This window comes from Prochlorococcus sp. MIT 1341 (assembly GCF_034092415.1).
Taxonomy (GTDB): domain Bacteria; phylum Cyanobacteriota; class Cyanobacteriia; order PCC-6307; family Cyanobiaceae; genus AG-363-P08.
The window spans coordinates 41,435-61,146 of record NZ_CP139304.1 but is presented as its reverse complement, the minus strand read 5'-3'; the positions used below and the strand labels follow the sequence as shown (position 1 = coordinate 61,146).

Here is a 19,712-nt window from a genome sequence, read left to right as displayed (position 1 = left end):
AAGCTTCAAAAAAGCTCTGGCTGCCTATGCTTTAAACATGGCATTTGCTCTCTAATCCTTCCAATATGAAATGTGTCAACGGGCGCAATAGCTGCGCCTTGAAGAACGCCTGCATCTGCCAAGACCGTACCCCAAGGATCAATAACCATTGCATGTCCATGACTCTGCCTTCTTCCTGAATGCAACCCTGTTTGAGCAGGGGCAACTACATAAGCCGTATTTTCAATTGCACGAGCCTGAAGCAATACCTGCCAATGATCTTTCCCTGTGAATGCTGTAAAAGCGGCAGGAATCATTAACAATTCAGCGCCAGAACTAATTAGATAACGATAAAGCTCAGGAAACCTCACGTCATAACAAATAGACATCCCTACTCGACACAGCCCAGGCACATCAACTACCGGAGGTAAAGAATCCCCTGGGGTAAAAGTTTCAGATTCCCTATATGTATTGCCATCAGGAAGGTCTACATCAAACAAATGAATCTTGTCGTATCTTGCTAACAACTGACCATCTCGTCCTACTAACTCAGACCTATTAAGAGTATGTAGTCCATCACCAATAGGGACAGGAAAGCCTCCTCCAAGAAGTACAACCTGATAACGCCTAGCCATCGTTACTAAAAAACGACTGCATTTTTCAGCTAGCTCCGGTGCGAGTTCTAGTCTTTTCTGGTCATCTCCCATAAAGGCAAAGTTTTCTGGCAGCCCAACCAGCTCAGCCCCTCTTCGGGCTGCAAGTTCAACCTGCTCTTCTGCCGCTAAAAAATTAGCTTCTAGCTCTGAAGAGCTAGTTAGCTGCAAAGCGGCCGCCAAGAAGTCGGTCACAAGTTCACAGAAAACATCAAAACTCTAAATCTCCATAGAGCTCTTAGGCAGCACTCAGAATTCCAGGGGAACTCTGTGTTGGAACCACCATTAGTTGATCCAATGTCGCACAACACTTCAAATCCTCATCATGATCTCCAATGCTCAGAAGGCGTTTTCCATGGGTTGACTCTCGTAAGCATCCCTCGACATCATCCTTCCATTTCTCCCATAAGGCAAAGGCTGACGAGAGTTCATCATTTATTACATCCACTTTTCTTGAAGAATTCTTCATAAGCATTGAGATCAAAGCCCCTGCCGCCAAAGAATCTTCCAAGGAATATGCTCCTTCCCAACCACTCCCAACAATCCATATTTCTGCAAACCATTCATTTAGCAATCGTTCAACAACTGCTTTGCGATTAGGAAGAGACATCGTATATAACTTTTGAACATCTCTAACTCGATGAAGAGATCTAGTACCATTTGTGGTGCTCATAAAAAGCCTTTTACCAGCCACCTGACCAGGTACTACTGCAAGGGGAGAATTCCCCAAGTCAAACCCTTCAACACGTTTACCCCCTCTCTCTCCCAGCATAAGACGAGAAGATTCGGGCCATTTCCCTGCCGTTTCTCTAAGCTCATCAAGATTTTCGAAGACCTGAACCGACTCAGCCCCGTTCTGCAATGCGAAAGCAATTGTAGTTGTTGCTCTAAGGACATCGATTACAACTGCTGCATCGGGCAAACTCCCTTTTGGGACATCAGCAGCAACATGAAAATAAGAAACTTTCATAAAATCAATTCATAGTGCTTTTGCGTCACAGTAACCAGATCATCTTCTAAGCGTGTTTCAAGAATGTCCTCCATAAATCCAAAAACAGCCACACGAGACCTACGTCAATTTCTTTCCTTACTTGAAGAGAGAGGGCAGTTAAGAAGGATTTCTGCGCCAGTAGATCCAGACTTGGAACTTTCTGCAATTAGTGATCGTGTCTTAAGCATGGGAGGACCAGCCTTGCTTTTTGAGAATGTAATAGGGTCTTCAATTCCAGTGGCAGTAAATGTTCTTGGGACATTAGAGAGGGTTGTTTGGAGTATGGGTTTAGAAGATCCACAAGAACTTGAAGAGCTTGGCTCCCGACTCTCCCTACTTCAACAACCAAAACCTCCAAAAGGACTAAGAGAAACAACGCAATTCGGAAGTTTGCTTTGGGATTTGTATAAAGCAAGACCAGATCGTGACTTTACTCCTAGTTGCCATCAAAAAGTTTTGACTGGAGAGGATGTTGACCTTGACAGGCTTCCATTAATTAGGCCCTGGCCAAATGATGCAGGTGGAGTAATCACCTTAGGGTTAGTAATTACTAAAGATCCTGAAACCAAGACTCCAAATATTGGTGTATATCGACTCCAGCGCCAATCTAAAAATTCAATGACGGTTCATTGGCTAAGCGTTAGAGGTGGCGCGAGACACTTAAGGAAAGCAGCCTCACTAGGAAAGAAACTTGAAATAGCCATTGCAATAGGAGTTCATCCTTTACTTGTAATGGCTGCAGCCACACCAATACCCGTTCAATTAAGTGAATGGCTTTTTGCAGGCCTTTACGCAGGAAGAGGTGTCCAGCTAACAGGCTGCAAAACTATTGACATACAAGTGCCTAGTCAGAGCGAAATAATCCTGGAAGGAACAATTACACCAGGGAAGGAATTACTCGATGGTCCTTTTGGAGACCATATGGGTTTTTATGGAGCAGAAGAGAGCTCCCCGCTAATAGATATTCATTGCGTCACTCATCGTAAAGAGCCTGTCTTCCTAACAACCTTTAGCGGGCGGCCTCCAAAAGAAGAAGCAATGATTGCAATAGCTCTAAACAGGATCTACACACCCATTCTTAGACAACAAGTACCTGAAATTATTGATTTTTTCTTGCCAATGGAAGCTCTTAGTTACAAGTTAGCCATCATCTCAATTCAAAAAGATTATCCAGGGCAGGCAAAGCGAGCCGCCATGGCCTTCTGGAGCGCACTCCCACAATTTACCTACACAAAGTTTGTTGTTGTTGTTGATAAGCAGATCAACATACGAGACCCTAGACAAGTTATTTGGGCTATAGCGGCACAAGTAGATCCTCAACGAGATCTTTGCGTTATAGAAAACACCCCTTTCGACAGTCTTGACTTTGCTAGTGACCATATTGGTATGGGAGGAAGACTTGCTATCGATGCAACAACAAAAATCGGTCCAGAAAAAAATCACGAGTGGGGCGAACCTCTTACTCGATCAAGGGAACTTGAAGAGAAAGTTGATGCTCGATGGAAAGAGCTTGGATTGGAAGACCTAATTAATAAAGAGCCTGATCCATCACTATTTGGTTATGTCATTGACCGAATCATCAAAAAAGAACAGCTTAAATACTTAGTAAAAAGTTATCCGTCGAATGACTGAGCTCAATGAACCATACAATCTTTATAAGAAAAACTTTTTCCCTTGATGGATTTCAATAAAGCACCATCTAAAAAAGAACTAAAGTCGGGTGGTGTATTGATAGGAAAAGTTCAGGTTCCCGGCGATAAATCGATCTCACACAGAGCTCTCATGTTTGGGGCAATTGCCGATGGAGTGACAACAGTTGAAGGTCTTCTCCCTGCAGAAGATCCACTATGCACTGCGAATTGTCTGAGAGCAATGGGAGCTAAGATAAGTTCAATTAGTCATGGCAAGTCTGTAGAGATAACAGGTGTCGGACTCGATGGCCTTAAAGAACCTGAGGAGATACTGGATTGCGGGAACTCAGGAACCACAATGCGCCTACTTATGGGGATGCTTGTTGGCCAAAAAGATCGTCATTTTGTTTTAACTGGCGATAATTCACTTAGACATCGTCCAATGGAAAGAGTCAGTCGCCCTTTGTCAATTATGGGAGGCAAAGTAACCGGTAGATCAAATGGCAATTTCGCCCCTATTGCCATTCATGGTTGCCAACTTCATGGAGCCGTAATAGGAACACCTGTTGCAAGTGCTCAAGTTAAATCAGCTTTGTTGCTAGCAGCATTGACAGCGGAGGGGCCCACAACTGTTATTGAGCCAGCACACTCAAGAGACCATAGCGAAAGAATGCTTCGCGCATTTGGAGCAAACCTTCAAGTTGGTGGAGAAATAGGACGCCACATAATTGTCAGGCCTGGAGCAAGGCTTAAAGGACAAAAAGTAGTTGTCCCTGGTGACATCAGCTCAGCAGCTTTCTGGCTGGTTGCAGGTTCTCTCTTACCAAACTCTGATTTGACCATTGAAAACGTTGGACTAAATCCAACAAGAACAGGAATCCTAGAAATAATGCAACAAATGGACGCACGAATAGAAGTGTTAGCTCAAAAAGAAATAGCGGGGGAACCTGTTGGAGATCTCCGAGTAAGAAGTGGTGCCCTGAAACCTTTTTCAATTAATGAAGAGATGATTCCCCGCTTAGTTGATGAAGTCCCAATCCTTACAGTTGCTGCATGCTTTTGTGATGGAGAGAGCAAGATTTCTGGTGCAAGCGAACTTCGAGTAAAAGAAACGGATCGTCTTGCCGTAATGACAAGGCAACTAAAAAAAATGGGGGCTGATATTGAAGAACATACTGATGGCCTCCTAATCCATGGTGGCCAACCACTAAAAGGGGCCTCCCTAGATAGTGAGACCGATCATCGAGTCGCAATGAGCCTTGCGATAGCCGCCCTCTTAGCTGAAACCGATTCGACTCTCTTAAAAAGTGAAGCTGCCGCAATTTCATATCCAAATTTCTGGAACGACCTTGCATACCTACACAACTAAAAATGTTTTATCCCCTCATCCTCTTGGTGAGCTTGCAGGCCATGTAACCCTTGACGGTAGCTTTTCACTACATAGTGGCCATTTCAAAGAAAATTTCCACGACCATGCAGGAGCCATGGTTGAAGCAAAAACAAAATTTATTAACCCAGCAAAATTAAAAACCTTTAAAACAAATGAACATCTTCGCATCCTCGATGTCTGCGTTGGACTGGGATATAACACAGCCTGTGCAATGGAAGAAGTCGAAAAGTTGTCATTAAAACTCAACTGGTGGGGATTAGAACTAGATCCCAGACCAATCAAACTTGCTCTAGATATCAATGCTTTTAGAAGCTCTTGGTCTCCTGAGGTCCTTAAAAGTCTTGAAAAAATCCGTGACCATGGATTCTGGGAAAACAGCATAAGTAAAGGGCAAATCCTTTGGGGAGATGCGAGGCAGTGCATTAGCCGTCTGCCTAAAGACATTAATTTTCACCTGATCATGCTTGATCCCTTCTCTCCAAAACATTGTCCGGAACTATGGACCAAAGAATTTCTTAGAAGTATTTCCAAGAAACTTGCTCCCGATGGTCGGCTCGTCACCTACTGCACAGCTGCAGCTGTAAGAAACACACTCCAAGAAGAAGGGCTTGAATTACTGTCTTTATCCTCGCCCTCTAACAACAAAAAAAGATGGAGTAATGGAACGATTGCCACTCGATACAAGAAAAACAATTTATTACTTCAAACAAACCAAAAATTACATCGACTAACCCATATGGAAAGGGAGCATCTACTTACTCGTGCCGCAATTCCTTATCGGGACCCAAGCGGTATAGATACTGCTACTAGGATCTTGCAACGTAGAAAACAGGAACAAGAAAGCTGCGAATTAGAAAGTACTAGCTCTTGGCAGAGGCGCTGGTTAAAGAAGTAACGCCTAAGGAGTCAAGATCCCTTAGATTCCTCGAATAAGCTTTTTTTTATATGCTCGCCATCGCCGTATTAGCTGCTGGCAAAGGCACACGTATGAAAAGTGCCCTTCCCAAAGTCCTTCAAACACTTGGAGGCACAACCCTACTTGAAAGGGTTTTAAAAAGTTGTCAGCAACTGAACCCTGACAGACAACTAGTAATCGTTGGCCATAAAGCTGAGCAGATTGAAAAGCAGATGAAAGATCATATAAATTTGGAGTTCGTCTTACAAGAACCTCAAAATGGAACGGGTCACGCTGTTAAACAATTAGACAAAGTACTTCAAAGCTTCAAAGGAGAACTATTAGTCCTTAACGGTGATGTTCCATTATTGAGTTCAGAAACACTAATCAAACTTGTTACCGAACATAGAAGAAAGAAAACATCGGTTACTTTACTCACAGCACTACTAGAAAACCCTACCGGCTATGGACGTGTATTTGCAAATGAGGAAGGCTTAGTTAAACGAATCGTTGAAGATCGTGACTGTAACAAAGAGGAGAAGAAAAACAATCTTATAAATTCAGGGATTTATTGTTTTGATTGGCAAAGCCTCAGGAAAGTTCTCCCAAAACTAAATAACAATAACTCCCAAGGAGAACTTTATATTACAGATACAATTGGTATGTTCGAATCATCAAGGCACATTGAAGTAGAAGATACAAATGAAGTGAATGGAATCAATAACCGCGAACAACTATCAATCTGCGAAGAATATCTACAATCCAAAATTCGAAACCATTGGATGAATGAAGGTGTAACCTTCATTCATCCATCAAGCTGCACCATAAGTGATAACTGCAAAATTGGCAGAGATGTTGTTATCGAACCTCAAACCCATATAAGAGGGAAGTGCATAATTGGGGATTCATGTCGAATTGGACCAGGGACATTTCTGAACAATTCAACCCTCGGGAAAAGAGTCAATGCTATTTATTCCGTCATATCCGAATCAACAGTTGAAAACGATGTTTCTATAGGACCTTTTTCACATCTTCGACCAGGTTCAAATGTGAGTGATAGGTCTAGGATAGGAAACTTCGTGGAGATAAAAAACAGTCAAATAGGTAGGTCTTCAAAAGTAAATCACCTCAGCTACATAGGTGACACAAAATTGGGGGCAGAAGTAAATATTGGAGCAGGAACAATAACAGCTAACTTTGATGGGAAGCAAAAGCACAAAACATCAATCGGAGACAGAAGCAAAACTGGAGCCAACTCAGTACTTGTTGCTCCAATCATTCTTGGTCAAGATGTAACGGTTGGTGCAGGGTCTACTCTTACCAAGAATGTCCCTTCAAACGCACTAGCTATAAGTAGGTCGAAACAACTTATTAAAGAGAGCTGGATAAAAATAAGCCCACCTTAACTATTAAACTTTTCTAATCGAATCAATAATTCTTCTAAACCAACCTTCCTGCTTCCCTTAACAAGCAAATTATCTCCTGACTTCAACCAAACACAAAGATAATGATATGCCTCTGAAATATCCTTGACTACTACAAAACGATTAAGGCAACTGGCAACTTCTGTCATCGCATCTGCTTCAACACCATCAGCGAGAACAATTAATCCATCCAAAGAAAGATCTACCGTCTTTTTAGCTACTTGAGCATGTAAAGCGTGACTTTGTTCGCCAAGTTCCAACATCGAACCAAGAACAGCAAAATGACGCCCGGAATATTCAGCCAATAAGTCCAAAGCGGCCAACACTGCTTCTGGTGAAGCGTTGTAAGTCTGATCTAAAACAGTTATTCCACCAATTTGAATCTCTCGACTCCTACCAACGGGTAGCTTTACGTAGAGCTTTTGCAAGAGAGTTCGATCAATACCACACTCTTTTGCTACCGCTAATGCAAGCATAAAATTCAGAGCATTATGTCTTCCTCTCAATGGCAAATCAAAGAGGTCCCCTTCTACCTCCATAATTTGCTTTATGAAATCAGGGTGTCCAACAAGATCAGGTTGGGGAAGTTCGAAATAATCTAAACCCTTTTTCTTTTCAGCAATCCCTTCGGCAAGAGCGACTCGAACAGTTCGTCCATGCCAACTCTTTGAAAGAGTTGACTCCAAAAGTTGATCCCCCGCAGGGATTATCAAAACTCCTTTTGGGTTTAAGGAAGAAGTGATCTCACATTTAGCAATAGCAATATTAGCTCTACTGCCAAGACGACCTATATGAGCATTACCTACATTTGTAATTACGGCGATGTCGGGTTGCGTGCATTTAGAGAGTCTCTTAATTTCTCCAAGCCCACGCATTCCCATTTCAATAACAGCAGCTTTGTGGCCTGAATGCACTTGCATTAAGGAATAAGCTACTCCTATATCATTGTTCTCATTTCCTCTACTCGACAATACTAGTCCTGATGTTCGAAGAGCCGAGACAATCATCTCTCTTGTTGTGGTTTTACCTGCGGAGCCAGTAACAGCCACAAAAGGTATCTTGAATTTTGAGCGGTGGAGACATGCCAACTGTTGATAGGCAATAAGAGTATCCTCAACAATCCAATGAAGAAATCCATCTGGGACTAAGGAGGCATGATCAAAAGACACCAATGCAGCCTGGGCCCGCTTATCAGATGCCTCAAGAAGAAACTCATGACCATTAAACTTCTCACCTATCAAAGGTATAAAAAAGTCGCCTTGTGATAAAAGTCTTGTATCTGTAGAAACAGTTCCAAGAGGCTGGTGCATTTTTCTACAACCACGGAAATGTGGTTCACCCCAAAGATCTATTAAGTCACTAAGTATCAGAACCATCTGATTTGTCAAAAGCAGGATCAGCCGCTTGTCCAACAGAAAGTTTTTCGACTACAGAAGCATCTGGAGAGGGTTCTTTTATCCCGCAAACATCCTTATACATCTGATCATATTCATCAGCAGACCTTTCCCAGCCAAAGTCCGTCTTCATGCCTCTAATTTGAAGTGCATGCCAACTTTCCTTATGGCGAAAGGCTTCCCAAGATCTAACCAAGGCAGTGTATAAATCAATTGGCTCGAATCGATCAAAGCAGAACCCAGTACCTGAATTGTTAACTGGATCATGAGGAGTCACAGTATCTACAAGACCCCCAACCTTTCTAACTACGGGAACTGAGCCATAACGCATTGCAAGCAATTGACTAATTCCACAAGGCTCAAACCTACTTGGCATTAAAAAGGCATCGCTTCCTCCATAAATCAGCCGAGACAACTCATCATCATAGGTAAGGAAAACTGCAAAACGACCTGGATGTTCTATAGCAAGCTGCCAAAGAGCTGACTCAAGAGATCTATCACCAGTTCCCAAAATTGCAATCTGAGAATCTGTATAAGCAAGCAATCGTTTGACAACCTGCAATAGAAGATCAACGCCTTTTTGATCGACAAGCCTACTAACCATCCCTAGCAAATATGTATCTGGATTTACATCAAGTCCCATTCGCTTCTGAAGTAGACGCTTATTCGCAATACGTCCAAAAACATCTTGGGAATCAAAATTAGCGGCAAGAGCAGTATCAGTAGCAGGATTCCATCTATCCTGATCAATCCCATTAAGAATTCCACGGAGCTTGCCGGAGATATAGCTCAATAAACCCTCAAGCATCTCTCCATACTCCGATGTGCAAATTTCCCTTGCATAGGTAGGTGAAACAGAATTAACACGATCTGCATATAAAAGTGCGGCTGCCATTGTGTGATCACCCTGCATGTACCAAGGGCACCAGGCAATCCTGTCCAACTTCCACCTCCAAGGCCCCTTGTACTTAAGGTTATGAATAGTGAAAACTGTACTGATCTCTGGATCTTGATGCATCCAAACAGGAATCATTCCCGTATGCCAATCGTGACAATGAAGGACTTCAGGCTTCCAACAGTTCCAGGCGAATTCAGCAGTGGCACTTGCAAAAAAAGTAAAGCGCCAATCTTCGTCCTCACCTCCATAAATCCTTTCCGGATCAAAAACCGGATGACCTACTAAATAAAGAGGCAACCCATTTTCCGGATGAAAAGTTTCATAAACAGCAAAATCTGTCCCCATTGTCTGAGCACGCCAAATGGGTTGCTTAGGAATATCAAGCTCACTCCACAACTTTCCATAGCCTGGAATAATCAAGCGGACGTCATGTCCAAGATTTGCAAGGAAAGGGGGCAATGCTCCAACAACATCACCCATTCCCCCAACCTTGACCATCGGTGCACATTCCGCAGCCGCAAAAAGCAAGCGCATTTCAAATCTTGGGAAAGAGCGAAAACTCTAAATGCATGAGCCAACCCACATTAAGGAAGCCAGCCGGAATCTGAAAAGTCAGGGTCCCTTTTTTCAAGAAATGCATTTCTACCCTCAAGCGCTTCATCTGTCCGATAAAAAAGATGGGTAGCTTGCCCAGCCAACTCCTGCAGGCCCGCCAAGCCATCAGTTTCAGCATTAAAGCTTGCCTTTAAACAACGAATAGCAGTAGGACTATTCCGCAAAATCTCCTTTGCCCAGTTAATACCCTCACTCTCAAGCTGATCAATAGGAACAACTTTATTTACTAGGCCCATCTGTAGAGCTTGCTTTGCATCGTATTTGCGGCACAAAAACCAAATCTCTCTGGCCTTACGTTGACCAACGACTCTCGCTAAATATCCAGCACCAAAACCTGCATCAAAGCTTCCAACCCTAGGGCCCGTCTGACCAAACACTGCATTATCAGCTGCCAAACTAAGGTCACAAAGCAAATGAAGGACCTGACCACCACCAATGGCATACCCAGCAACAAGTGCAATAACAACCTTAGGGAGACTACGAATAATTCTCTGAAGATCAAGAACATTAAGTCGAGCCAAACCTCCTTCATCTAGATAGCCCCCGTCCCCACGGACAGTTTGATCCCCTCCAGAACAGAAAGCGTATCCTCCATCATCAGCTGGCCCGACGCCAGTAAATAGAACAACCCCTATTTCCTTATCGTCTCTTATTCGGGTAAAAGCATCGCAAAGCTCAGAAACTGTGCGAGGACTAAAAGCATTTCTCTTTCCAGGTCTATTTATTGCAACGCGTGCGATCCCCTCAACACATCTGTCTAAAAAAACATCCTTATATTCATGCCATGGATCCCAATCGACAGAAATGTTTCCGGGCAATACTTTTCTAGTCAATTAACCTTTCCAAGCAAGCTGTTCATACCTTGAAACTATAAATCAGACAAACTATCTTTGGGAATCTTTTCTAAAAACTGAACTAATCCTTTGGCAAGATTTCTTCTTAGAACAGCATCCGTTTCGCGACAAGTTGATGCCCTTAATAAAACATTGCTCTTCTGAGCAAATGCCCAGTCAAGTGAAGAATTCAAATCCTCAAGGCAAGATACCTCTCTAGAGGGTATTGAGTGGGCTGATGCAATTAAAGCATGGTCTACTTCTTGAGGCATTGCAAAAAGAAGGTGAAAATCACTCCTTGGATCAGTTTCTAGTTGAAGTTGATCAAAGATCCCACCACCTCGGTTATCTATCAAGAAGATAATCAGAAAGTGGTCTTCAGCATTAGTCATCAACCATCCATTTGTGTCATGGAGAAGAGCGAGATCTCCTGTTACCAAGAAAATACGTTCTTCTGCACAAAGACCTAGAGCCAATGAAAGAGTTCCATCAATCCCAGAAGCCCCACGAAACCCAAAACATCGCCTATTTTGTGATCCTTTACCCGCAAACTTTATCCAGTCTCTAACGGGGCTACTCGCAGCAAGCATTACTGAAAAACCTTTTGGCAATAGACGAGGAAGCCATCGAGCCAAAGAAGGCTCATTAACAGGTCCTTTTAGAGGTAGTTGGTCATCCAACCAATCTTGAGCGACAAGATCAAGGGATCCAAAATCCTTCATAAAAAGATGATTTTGGTTCTGCACAAAATCAATCTGATTAGATTTCTCAATTAATTCAACCCACTGCAACAGCCCGCCATCCCACTGGGAAGAAAGCCCTAATGGATCTAAATTCCTAAAGTTTCCTTCTGTAATTAAAACCTGCTTAGAATCAACTTCACTCAACCATCGTTCAAGATTCCTACTCGCAGGCATTGGCCCAAGGCGCAAGATTTGAATTTGGAAATCATATAAATTAAAGACAAAAGGTATTAAAAGCTCCCATGAGTGAATTAATCCTTGTTGATCAAATGAGACTCCAGAAAGGGGATCCGCAAATATTGGCCAACCACTAATACTCTGCCACCTAGAAAGTGCATTCTTAAACCCAGACAAGTTTTGGTTTAATCCTTGCCATGGCCCAGCCACGATTAAGCCTGGGCGTGATGGGTCCAAAGCAGGAAAAGACCGAGAAGTTTTCTTTGAAAGTAAAACATTTCCCTCTCCAAACGAATTGAAATCACCCCGATCAGAAGTAGGCGTCCACCCGGAAAATATTTTTACCTGCTGAACCCTAGAAGCGTGCAAAGGCTCCTCGAAAGGGAAATTAATGTGGACGGGTCCTGGCAAGCAATGAGCATTCTCCCAAGCTTCATTAACTAATGAGTCCAAAGCTTCCTCTGAAAGAAAATGCGCTCCTTCAGGAGGCCCGCTAAAAAAACCCCTGCAAACAGAACGAAGAAAATCCTCCTGATTTACAGTTTGATTAGCTCCGCAATCCTTTAATCTATTAGGGCGATCTGCGGTTAAAAGCAATAAAGGTTGACAAGACCTATCAGCCTCCACAGCTGCAGGAAGAAGATTTGCGACGGCAGTTCCTGAGGTAGTAATCACCGCTGGGGCAACGCCTTGTGAGGAACTACGACCAAGTGCAAAAAAAGCTGCTGAACGCTCATCAATAGAGTTCTGGAGCTTTAAAAGTTCACCATTAGCAAGAGCACCTGCGGCAAGCGCTAAAGGGCCCGATCGACTTCCAGGACAAAGAACCACATCTCGCAACCCTTTTGCATGAAAAGCTTTTAGCAATTTCAAGGAAAAATAAAAATTGGCCTTTGCTATAGACAGGACTTAACCCCCAACTAATACGATTCTCTGATAAGAAGTCTCTTCAAGACTCGGTCAGAATATTTCCTATGTCCACCAACACAACACCAACAAAAAAAAAAGCTGGTATTTCTTGGCAAAACCTATTCCTTTGGCTAGTGATAGCTCTTATTGTCAGGTGGCAAATTCTTGAGCCTAGATGGATCCCCTCAGGCTCTATGCTCCCAACATTACAAATTCAAGATCGAATCCTGGTCGAAAAGATAACGCCTCGAATCTATAGAAGAAGGAATAAAAGCTTAAAGATAGGTAGTGTTGTAGTTTTTCACCCTCCCGCAAGACTTTTAGAAGCTGGGTACGACAAAAATTCCGCTCTTATAAAAAGGGTGGTAGGCCTTCCCGGTGACGAAATCGAAATTCAAAATGGGCAATTATTTCGGAATGGTGAATTAGTCAAAGAAATTTGGAGAGACAGCCCTATCAACTATGAAATGGAAGTAATCAGAATCCCAGAGCATCAGCTATGGGTTCTAGGTGACAATCGGAACAACAGTCTTGACTCACATCTTTGGGGGCCTTTACCCGAAGAAAATGTTATTGGCACAGCTGTTTGGAGATATTGGCCATTGCAAAAGTTTGGTCCAATTCGGTTCTCCGATCAAAACTTAGCTTGAGGTTCTCCCCTCAGTGGTCTAAGGTCTTATAAGTGAAAAGAACAAACTGGGATGATAAACCCGGAGTTCATAACCACAGATAGTAGTGATGGCCATGATTACAATGGCCTTGTGCAATACCTCCAGGAGCAATCTCCTGACGTACTGCAAAGAGTTGCCAAATCTGCAAGTGGGGATATTCAAGAAATTATTAGGCACAACGTACAAGGTCTTCTTGGAATGATTCCGAGTGATCAATTTGATGTAAAAGTCACAGCAAGCCGAGACAACCTGGCAAACATGCTCGCATCAGCAATGATGACTGGATATTTTCTACGTCAAATGGAACAGCGCATGGAGCTTGAGGAATCACTATTTGCTGACGAAGCGATGGAAGTTAACCCAGACGATCTCGATCTTTAAATTCTTTCAAAGGATCATTAGGGACAACTCCTATTTTTAAAAGAGCGGTATCAACACTACCTAGGAAGCTCCAATTACCTTCTGATGATGCCCAAGTCCTCATAGTAACTTCAGTCTTGAACTCATCCAAAACCCTTGAATTAAATTCAAGTGGGGCATTGTAATGTGAGGAAATCAGCCACTTAATTCCATCTATTTCCCTAAGTTCATCTAGCCAATTAAAGATAGTTTCTTTTGCTCTTGGAAAGACCAAACGTTCCAGAACAGGTGCGATTTGCAAACGAGGTTTATTCTCTCCAAGCAACTCATTAGCGGAATTTTCCCAGCCATCTCTCCATGAGAAGGGGAAAACACCAAAATGGGACTTAGGGCTAAGCAAAGCAGGCCTAAAAGCAAAGCGCATTACATCTAAAACAGGAGGGATATCAAGCAAAGCTGGTCGTAAAAAAGAAGCGAACAGAACCAAACGAGCCCAACCCTTTTTACGCGCCTCGGGAGAATCCAACAAAGGCTCATCTCCTCTGTCTCTTGAATGAAAAATCAATGGTGTTGGATCAATATCAAAAATTTCTGGAGGATCTTTAGAAATACCAACTAAAGCATCTGTTACCAATACGGACCCTGAAGGCTTATGAAAACAAGCCACCTCCTGAAACCTCCCTAATCCAATATCCAAAGGCCCCAATGAAATCCATGAACAAAGATCTTCATGTGGACACCCATCTTTAAGCAAAATCTTTGCCCTTTTCTCTGGAATACCTAACCAATCAAGAGGATAGTTAACAGGAAAACTCCACTGACCTGGACAAATCCAAATCTCAGCCTCAGGGAAAGCTCTAGAAAGGGCAGGTAAGGAAATCTTGTGCTCAAGGCCTGAAGCAGTTGGAAGAACAATTGTCAGGACAGGTCCATGTGAATCCTCCAATACAGAAATGTTTTTCCGGAGTTCTTCTGTTGGGGGCAGCGGATTAAAAAGCATTAAACCACCAGTTACTTTTACAACTGTTAATCGAACTGGAACTGCTACGTAATAAAGCCCTTGAAGTTGCTCAAAGCTCCATATACTTTCAGGGATCAATTCTTTAACCAGAGTTTTCCTACGGCCATATGGATATAAAGGAAGGAGAGGCCACCATGGCCAAGAAATATCCTTTGATAAAGAGTCTTTTTTACTGGTAATATTCGATACTTCCATAACTATTAAGCAGAAACATTTTTATTCATCAAAATTCCATACCTAGGCGCAAACAAAAATGCTATCAGGAAAAGAAAAGTTTGAACAAGAACGATAGCTCCACCAGTCTCAATATCAGACCAAAAACTAATGTAAACGCCTAAAACACTTGAGAAGGCACTGCTACTAATTGCCAGAAAGGTCATTCGATCAAAGCGATCAGTTAATAAATAAGCAGTTGCACCAGGCGTAATAAGCATTGCTACAACAAGGATAATCCCAACTGTCTGAAGGCCTACAACAGCAGTTAGGGACAAAGAAGATAATAACAAATAGTGCAGTAAACCTGTATTTATCCCTATTGATCGTGCGTGCGTTGGATCAAAGCAATAAAGCATCAAATCTCTTCGGAAAACAACAAGAACCAATAGAACAATCACAGCAATTATTAGCGTTTGCCGAAGGTCTTCATTAGATATCCCCAAAGGACTTCCAAAAAGAATATGCATCAAGTCAATATTGCTCTTGATCTTTGAGACAAGTACTAAGCCAAGAGCAAAAAAACCTGTAAAAACTAGTCCAATAACAGTGTCTTCTTTGACACGAGATTTCTGCTTTATAAATCCAATAAGAGCAACAGATCCAACTCCAAAGACAAATGCACCAATAGAGAATGGCAAGCCAAGCGCATAAGCAACAACCACACCTGGCATAACAGCATGAGAGACAGCATCTCCCATCAAGGCCCAACCCTTCAAAGTCATATAACAGGAAAGAAGACCACAAACCCCTCCAACAACGGCACTAATTAAAAGAGCCCTGCGCATAAATTCATGGCTTAATGGTTCAGTCAACCAGGAGAATATCGCTAACGAAGAAAAAATATCGCTCATCTAATTTATTGATCTAGTGATGATGTGCCCGAAAGCAAATCTGGAGGCATCCCTCCAAAAGTCATCGTGAGATTTTCCGGGGTAAATATCTCTGAAGTCTTTCCATAGGCTAAAACAGTTTTGTTTATCAAAACAACCAAATCACAAAAATCTCTAACATGACTCAGATCGTGGGTAGATATCAATATTGACCTCCCTTCTTGTTTAAATTGTCTAAATAATTCTGCCATCATCTTTTCTGTCCGAATATCAACTCCACTAAATGGTTCATCAAGTAAAAGAACAGACGCTCGCTGCGCAATAGCTCTCGCTAAAAAAGCCCTTTTCCTTTGTCCACCAGAAAGTGTTCCTATAGGCCTATTTCGCAATTGAGATAACTCAACTCTTTCAAGCGCATGGTGCACAGCCTTCCTATCTGACTCTCTTGGTACCCGCATAAGATTCATAGAGCCATAACGGCCCATCATGACAACATCCCAAACACTCACAGGAAACGAACAATCGATTCCTTCATTTTGAGGAACATAGGCAACAGATTGTTCTCGTTGTGCCCTATGCAAAGGGAGACCATTAATTTTAATGCTCCCTCTTGAGGGCCTTACAAAACCCATAAGTGCTTTAATAAAAGTAGATTTACCTGCTCCATTCATTCCAACAAGGCCACAAATACATCCCGCTCTTAAGTCGAGGCTTGCGTCATAAAGCGCGACCATTCCGTTGTAATCAACACATAGTTGATCTGCTTCTATTCTCAAAAATTCATCTGATGGAGAACCACGAAAAGTATTCTTCATTTTTATAAATCATCTATGGGTTTTGTAGCGTTCTCAAGTTCACCCCTAACTGTAAGCCCATCCACAATTAACGACACATTATGGCGCATTAATTCAAGCAAGGTAGGTGCTGGACCAGACTCTTCTGAAAGAGAATCAACGTAAAAAATACCTCCAAAACTTGAGCCACTGGCCTTGGCGACCTCACGTTGAGCTTTAGAGCTAACAGTACTCTCGCAAAAAATAGCTGGTACCTGCCTTGCTTTTACAGTCTTAATCAAATTAAGCATCCTCCTAGGAGTCACTTGACTTTCTGCATTTACAGGCCATAAATACGCCTCATCCATACCGTAATCCTTAGCTAAATAACTAAAAGCTCCTTCACAAGTGACCAATATCCTTCTTTCCTTTGGTATTGAGGAAAGAGAAGAACGCAGCTCTGCATCAAGAGCATGAAGCTTCTGCTTATATTTAGAGCCATTTTTCAAAAATGTATTCCTTCCTTCCGGATAAAGAATAATAAATGCCTCAACAAGCTTATCGACATAATCTATTGCTTTACTAGGCGACATCCAGACATGTGGATTAGGTTTTCCTGCATAAGCATCACCTTCAATCATTAAGGGGTTTATCCCATCACTAAGAATGACCTTAGGAATATTTCCAGCAGCAGCAACATACTTTTGAGCCCAAAGCTCTAGTCCAAGACCATTCTCAATAATCAAATCTGCTCCAGAGGCTTTAACTAAATCACTAGGAGTAGGTTGATATCCATGAATTTCAGCTCCGAGCTTTGTTATTGACCTGACTCTAATTAGATCACCTGAAACATTCCTCGCCATATCAGCAAGAATAGTAAATGTAGTCAAGACAAGTGGTTTATTGTCATCAACGCTTCTACTTACTCCTCTCATCGTTCTTCCACAAGCGACTAGAAGGGTAAACGACAACAAAAACAGCCCTGTGAAAATTTTTCTTTTAGAGAGAAGGGAGCCCAAAAGTACTATTAAAAATTCAATAAATGATTATGGACCAGCTTAGGTTGCCAAAAAGCTCTTATTGAGCATTTTGGGCAATAATCGATTTTTTGAAAGTATTAGATGTTTTCAGGAATTAAAGGCCAATGGTATTGCCCTTTCACTAAGCCAATCTCTTGATTGCTTTAGGAAAGCGGACCAATCGACTCGTTCCTTCTCAGCGGCATTTGCAACCAATTCAGATGACTTCAACTTCAAGGCCTCGAGATCAGGCTCTTCTACACCACTATTTAAGGCGAGCCAATCTGCCATTGATCTACCTACAACACGAGTTAAATAAGCTGCATTAAGAGCCTGAAGTGTGCCAGCAGCCACCCAGCTCCCCCCATCTAATTTGGATGCAGAGATCAAAGCTTGGCCACTCCATTCAACAACACCTTGTGCAATTGCTGCGCCAGCCAGTTGACGAGCAGCTATTTGCATGACTTCTGGTTTCCAAGGACATGACCATATTTTTGTCATCTCCTTAATCATTAATCCATTCACTACGGCAACAGCGAGTAAATCTGTAGAGGGGACTGGAGAAGCAAAAACAGCCCCTGCAACCATCCATTGTGTTCTCTTTTGGATGCTTCTGAAGCGTTCTCGACGAAGATTCTCTAGTTCTGCCTGCCAAGTGGAATGTAATTTTGAAAGCAATCTATGTTTAGTGTTCTCGAGATTCTTTTTGGAATTCTCCAAACAATCTCTAACCGGAAGCAATGCTCTTTGAACTGAATCCTGCACCTCGCTTTCTGACAACCTAATAACACGACCAGTCCATCTATGAGGTAATTGAGCTTGAAGTGTTTTTAGCTGATCAGACCATGCTTCAGAATCCTTCCAGGTAACAACAATCCACGAGGGCTGTGAGTTGGGAACATTTTCAAGCCAAAGAAGATCGGCAGCCCTTAATGGCAAAGGCAAGAAATACAGAACAACATCCTTCTGATGCAACTCATCTGGCCATAGCCATGCTTCATCTGCCAATGGCAAAGGACTTGACCAGGAAAAAGTGAGAGTAGAAAGAGGGGCAAACCCTTTCTGAAAAGAGTCTTTCTCCGGTAGAGATCCTCCAATAGAAGTAACCAAAGCAATATCTTGAGGACCCGACCTTTCTGTTATTTGCTTAAGAAGCAAAGCTCGCTGATTAATTTGCTGGGGAGAGGAATCCTCATCTAGTTCTTCGAAATCTTTCAAGACCTCCTCACATTTTCTAACCCATCCTTGAATAGTTATGGGTGCCTCAAATTTTGCAACCAAAGGCTTGGATAGCCACCAAAAACCTGCACCTGCAAAGAGAAGTCCTAACCCACCTCCAGGTATATGAACAACATCATTGAAAAACCATTGACCAAACAACAAAGTTCCAAGCAATAGTGCCCATTTGCCAAGATGATTTAAAGAAGGTGCAAAAGGAGCGGAAGGCAGAGATAGAAATTTCACTTCGCCTAAGGGTATTTCATTCTTCTTAGCTCAATTAACGCCAAAGGCAAATTATATTTGCCCCACTCTTTGAAGAAGGTCACAAACGAGCAAAAAAATCAACAAAAGATTTTCAAAGCTTTCAGAAAGAGGTTTTTAAGGTTTCCCAATACCAAATCCGTACCCGAGGGTGAAAATTATTCGACATTTGCCCCTAGTATGAGCAACAATTTGGCATAAGCAAAAGCAACACAATGACGGATTCATACAGCGATCCGCAGCAAAGAGAAAGGAACTCTTACGGCTCTCGAGAAAACCGACAAGCCGGATTCCGAGGAGGGCGGGGTCCTGGCAATAGAGATGGAGGTGGATTTAAAATTCGCCTTAGCGATAATGAAATGCGCTCTGCTCGTGCACTTCAAGAAGCCTTCAACCTTCGTTCTACAGTTGCAGTTCTGGGATTTTCCCTAAGGACTTTGGGACAAATGCTTGAAGAAGGAAAACTTGATGAAGTACTAGAGCTATCCAAATCTCAAGACCAACACAAAGTTGGGCGAAGAGACGAGAGCTCTAACTTTTCTAGAAAAGGTGGTTTTAATAATCCAAGGAAAGGTGAAAACAAACCTAATCCTTTTGCAAGACCTGACAAACCACAACCTAAAAATTCTCATCAAGAATCACAAGAATCTCCTCCTCCTGAAGAAGAAATTTTAAAAGAAGATGATATTCCTCAACAAGAATCAGGCATTGAAAGCCCTTCTTTGAAAATTGAAGAGCAGGAATCTGGCACTCCCAAAAACACCCAGATAGAAGATCAAGTAAAAAGCACTCCTAAAGAGGGCTAAAA

The 19,712-nt window shown here is 42.4% G+C and carries 18 protein-coding genes; 7 read left to right on the top strand and 11 right to left on the bottom strand.

The window, feature by feature from the left end; translation table 11 throughout:
* Window positions 1–5: 5 nt before the first annotated feature.
* Window positions 6–827, bottom strand: a complete 822-nt coding sequence (locus tag SOI84_RS00275) for a carbon-nitrogen hydrolase family protein (RefSeq protein WP_320674420.1) — start codon at window positions 825–827, stop codon at window positions 6–8.
* Between the two features lie 43 nt (window positions 828–870).
* Window positions 871–1,602, bottom strand: coding sequence for a 2-phosphosulfolactate phosphatase family protein (locus SOI84_RS00270; RefSeq protein ID WP_320674419.1), 732 nt, complete (start codon window positions 1,600–1,602; stop codon window positions 871–873).
* A gap of 63 nt (window positions 1,603–1,665) precedes the next feature.
* Between SOI84_RS00270 and SOI84_RS00265 the strand changes: the two genes are divergently transcribed.
* Genes SOI84_RS00265 through glmU form a run of 4 tightly spaced genes read left to right on the top strand, consistent with a single transcriptional unit; the run spans window position 1,666 to window position 6,945 of the window.
* Complete coding sequence (locus SOI84_RS00265) at window positions 1,666–3,255, top strand: UbiD family decarboxylase (protein WP_320674418.1); 1,590 nt, start codon at window positions 1,666–1,668, stop codon at window positions 3,253–3,255.
* A 45-nt stretch (window positions 3,256–3,300) separates the two neighbouring features.
* Complete coding sequence (gene aroA / locus SOI84_RS00260) at window positions 3,301–4,623, top strand: 3-phosphoshikimate 1-carboxyvinyltransferase (protein WP_320674417.1); 1,323 nt, start codon at window positions 3,301–3,303, stop codon at window positions 4,621–4,623.
* Window positions 4,604–5,539: an MnmC family methyltransferase gene (locus tag SOI84_RS00255; RefSeq protein WP_320674416.1), complete on the top strand. Its 936-nt coding sequence runs from the start codon at window positions 4,604–4,606 to the stop codon at window positions 5,537–5,539. The genes aroA and SOI84_RS00255 overlap by 20 nt, the downstream gene beginning before the upstream one ends.
* Before the next feature lie 50 nt (window positions 5,540–5,589).
* A complete protein-coding gene (glmU, locus tag SOI84_RS00250; RefSeq protein ID WP_320674415.1) occupies window positions 5,590–6,945 on the top strand; it encodes a bifunctional UDP-N-acetylglucosamine diphosphorylase/glucosamine-1-phosphate N-acetyltransferase GlmU in 1,356 nt (451 codons plus the stop codon).
* Here the strand turns inward: glmU and SOI84_RS00245 are convergent.
* The 4 genes from SOI84_RS00245 to menD are packed head-to-tail and all read right to left on the bottom strand — an operon-like array spanning window position 6,942 to window position 12,496.
* Window positions 6,942–8,339: a UDP-N-acetylmuramoyl-tripeptide--D-alanyl-D-alanine ligase gene (locus SOI84_RS00245; RefSeq protein WP_320674414.1), complete on the bottom strand. Its 1,398-nt coding sequence runs from the start codon at window positions 8,337–8,339 to the stop codon at window positions 6,942–6,944. The genes glmU and SOI84_RS00245 overlap by 4 nt on opposite strands.
* Complete coding sequence (glgA, locus tag SOI84_RS00240; RefSeq protein ID WP_320674413.1) at window positions 8,323–9,789, bottom strand: glycogen synthase GlgA; 1,467 nt, start codon at window positions 9,787–9,789, stop codon at window positions 8,323–8,325. The genes SOI84_RS00245 and glgA overlap by 17 nt, the downstream gene beginning before the upstream one ends.
* A 50-nt stretch (window positions 9,790–9,839) precedes the next feature.
* Window positions 9,840–10,703, bottom strand: a complete 864-nt coding sequence (gene menB / locus SOI84_RS00235) for a 1,4-dihydroxy-2-naphthoyl-CoA synthase (RefSeq protein ID WP_320674412.1) — start codon at window positions 10,701–10,703, stop codon at window positions 9,840–9,842.
* Window positions 10,704–10,738: 35 nt separating this feature from the next.
* A complete protein-coding gene (gene menD / locus SOI84_RS00230) occupies window positions 10,739–12,496 on the bottom strand; it encodes a 2-succinyl-5-enolpyruvyl-6-hydroxy-3-cyclohexene-1-carboxylic-acid synthase (RefSeq protein WP_320674411.1) in 1,758 nt (585 codons plus the stop codon).
* Between the two features lie 101 nt (window positions 12,497–12,597).
* Between menD and lepB the strand changes: the two genes are divergently transcribed.
* Window positions 12,598–13,182, top strand: coding sequence for a signal peptidase I (lepB, locus tag SOI84_RS00225; RefSeq protein WP_320674410.1), 585 nt, complete (start codon window positions 12,598–12,600; stop codon window positions 13,180–13,182).
* A 51-nt stretch (window positions 13,183–13,233) separates the two neighbouring features.
* Window positions 13,234–13,584, top strand: a complete 351-nt coding sequence (locus SOI84_RS00220) for a DUF760 domain-containing protein (protein WP_320674409.1) — start codon at window positions 13,234–13,236, stop codon at window positions 13,582–13,584.
* Here the strand turns inward: SOI84_RS00220 and SOI84_RS00215 are convergent.
* The 5 genes from SOI84_RS00215 to SOI84_RS00195 all read right to left on the bottom strand — a co-directional run bounded on the left by SOI84_RS00215 (window position 13,559) and on the right by SOI84_RS00195 (window position 18,886).
* Window positions 13,559–14,779, bottom strand: a complete 1,221-nt coding sequence (locus SOI84_RS00215) for a DUF4336 domain-containing protein (protein ID WP_320674408.1) — start codon at window positions 14,777–14,779, stop codon at window positions 13,559–13,561. The genes SOI84_RS00220 and SOI84_RS00215 overlap by 26 nt on opposite strands.
* Window positions 14,780–14,784: 5 nt before the next feature.
* On the bottom strand, window positions 14,785–15,651 hold the full coding sequence (locus SOI84_RS00210) for a metal ABC transporter permease (protein WP_320674407.1): 867 nt from the start codon (window positions 15,649–15,651) through the stop codon (window positions 14,785–14,787).
* 5 nt (window positions 15,652–15,656) lie between these two features.
* Window positions 15,657–16,445 (bottom strand): metal ABC transporter ATP-binding protein, encoded by a 789-nt coding sequence (locus SOI84_RS00205; protein WP_320674406.1) that lies wholly within the window; start codon window positions 16,443–16,445, stop codon window positions 15,657–15,659.
* Between the two features lie 2 nt (window positions 16,446–16,447).
* Window positions 16,448–17,338 (bottom strand): metal ABC transporter substrate-binding protein, encoded by an 891-nt coding sequence (locus SOI84_RS00200; RefSeq protein ID WP_320675469.1) that lies wholly within the window; start codon window positions 17,336–17,338, stop codon window positions 16,448–16,450.
* A 192-nt stretch (window positions 17,339–17,530) separates the two neighbouring features.
* Window positions 17,531–18,886, bottom strand: a complete 1,356-nt coding sequence (locus SOI84_RS00195) for a YcjF family protein (protein ID WP_320674405.1) — start codon at window positions 18,884–18,886, stop codon at window positions 17,531–17,533.
* Between the two features lie 233 nt (window positions 18,887–19,119).
* Between SOI84_RS00195 and SOI84_RS00190 the strand changes: the two genes are divergently transcribed.
* Window positions 19,120–19,710, top strand: a complete 591-nt coding sequence (locus tag SOI84_RS00190) for a hypothetical protein (RefSeq protein ID WP_320674404.1) — start codon at window positions 19,120–19,122, stop codon at window positions 19,708–19,710.
* Window positions 19,711–19,712 lie beyond the last annotated feature (2 nt).

What these genes read in the sequence shown, in the direction of transcription:
- SOI84_RS00245 (WP_320674414.1), bottom strand. Translation starts at nt 8,339, where the DNA reads ATGGTTCTGATACTTAGTGACTTAATAGATCTTTGGGGTGAACCACAT.
- SOI84_RS00190 (WP_320674404.1), top strand. Translation starts at nt 19,120, where the DNA reads ATGACGGATTCATACAGCGATCCGCAGCAAAGAGAAAGGAACTCTTAC.
- SOI84_RS00270 (WP_320674419.1), bottom strand. Translation starts at nt 1,602, where the DNA reads ATGAAAGTTTCTTATTTTCATGTTGCTGCTGATGTCCCAAAAGGGAGT.
- SOI84_RS00205 (WP_320674406.1), bottom strand. Translation starts at nt 16,445, where the DNA reads ATGAAGAATACTTTTCGTGGTTCTCCATCAGATGAATTTTTGAGAATA.
- SOI84_RS00215 (WP_320674408.1), bottom strand. Translation starts at nt 14,779, where the DNA reads ATGGAAGTATCGAATATTACCAGTAAAAAAGACTCTTTATCAAAGGAT.
- lepB (WP_320674410.1), top strand. Translation starts at nt 12,598, where the DNA reads ATGTCCACCAACACAACACCAACAAAAAAAAAAGCTGGTATTTCTTGG.
- SOI84_RS00220 (WP_320674409.1), top strand. Translation starts at nt 13,234, where the DNA reads ATGATAAACCCGGAGTTCATAACCACAGATAGTAGTGATGGCCATGAT.
- aroA (WP_320674417.1), top strand. Translation starts at nt 3,301, where the DNA reads ATGGATTTCAATAAAGCACCATCTAAAAAAGAACTAAAGTCGGGTGGT.
- SOI84_RS00200 (WP_320675469.1), bottom strand. Translation starts at nt 17,338, where the DNA reads ATGAGAGGAGTAAGTAGAAGCGTTGATGACAATAAACCACTTGTCTTG.
- glmU (WP_320674415.1), top strand. Translation starts at nt 5,590, where the DNA reads ATGCTCGCCATCGCCGTATTAGCTGCTGGCAAAGGCACACGTATGAAA.
- glgA (WP_320674413.1), bottom strand. Translation starts at nt 9,789, where the DNA reads ATGCGCTTGCTTTTTGCGGCTGCGGAATGTGCACCGATGGTCAAGGTT.
- SOI84_RS00265 (WP_320674418.1), top strand. Translation starts at nt 1,666, where the DNA reads ATGTCCTCCATAAATCCAAAAACAGCCACACGAGACCTACGTCAATTT.
- SOI84_RS00210 (WP_320674407.1), bottom strand. Translation starts at nt 15,651, where the DNA reads ATGAGCGATATTTTTTCTTCGTTAGCGATATTCTCCTGGTTGACTGAA.